This is a genomic window from Sulfitobacter sp. HI0129 (assembly GCF_001635395.1).
Classification (GTDB): Bacteria; Pseudomonadota; Alphaproteobacteria; order Rhodobacterales; family Rhodobacteraceae; genus Sulfitobacter.
Map to the genome: position 1 here is coordinate 1 of NZ_LWGH01000786.1, position 991 is coordinate 991.

At 67.1% G+C, this 991-nt stretch carries 1 protein-coding gene; it reads left to right on the plus strand.

The window, feature by feature from the left end:
* Window positions 1–991, plus strand: a 991-nt coding sequence (locus A3764_RS19080; RefSeq protein ID WP_067951954.1) for a hypothetical protein, incomplete at both ends; no start/stop codon positions are given.

A 991-nucleotide genomic window follows, 5' to 3' on the forward strand; every position in this document is an offset into this window, starting at 1 on the left:
GTTGGCGTCATGTGCGCACCAACGCCAAGGTCCTGCTCCTGCTCGCCGCGCTGTCGGGGGCGCTGCTGGTCCTGACCGGGGGCGATCCGGGCAGCCTTGCCCTTGCAGCAAGCCGCGCGCTCTACCTTCCTGCCCTGCTGGCCGTCATGGCGATCCTGCGGGTGGCCGCGATGCGCTCGAACATCGTCAGTACCGCCGCCCATTTCGTGGTGGACCAGCCCCCGTCGCGGCGGTTCGCCCTGCTGGCCAGCGGCAGTCATATCTTCGGCATCCTGCTCAATCTCGGCGGCCTGCAGCTTCTGCTCGGGATCGCGCTGGCCGAACGTGACCGCGCCGCGCCCAGCCCCGACATCGCCGAAGTGCAGGGGCGGCGAATCACCAATGCGGTCCTGCGCGGCTTTGCCGCCACCATCCTGTGGTCGCCGGTCGGGCTGGCCATCAACATGCTCATCCCGCTGATGCCGACATTGGGATATGTGTCCTACCTGCCCTACGGCCTTGGCCTGATGGTGGTCTTCTTCGCCCTCGGCTGGGTGTTCGACCGGCTGGAGCGCCGTCCGCGCCGCACCTTCACCCCGTCGCCCCACAAGGGCGCGGGCCTCGCCATGGCCGCGCTGCTCGGGTTGCTCCTAGCGATCACCGGGCTGTCGGCACTGGCCGAGGCGGTGGTCGGCATTCCGATGCGGGCCGCGATCCTGATCGTCATTCCCGCCATGGCGGTGATCTGGGTCCTGCTGACCGAAGGCCGCCCCTTCTCGGGCAATCTCAAATCCCTTGCCCGCGACGGGTTCCGCGCACTGCCCGATTCAACCAGTGAAATCTGCCTGATCGGCGCCAGCGCCTTCCTCGGACTGACCGTGGTGGAAATGCTGCCCGCCGAAAAGCTTCGCATGCTGATCGAACATGTCTCGATCGGGCCGGGCGTCATCGCCTGCATCATCATCCTGCTGATGACACTGGTAAGCCAGCTTGGCCTCTCCCCCATGATCGG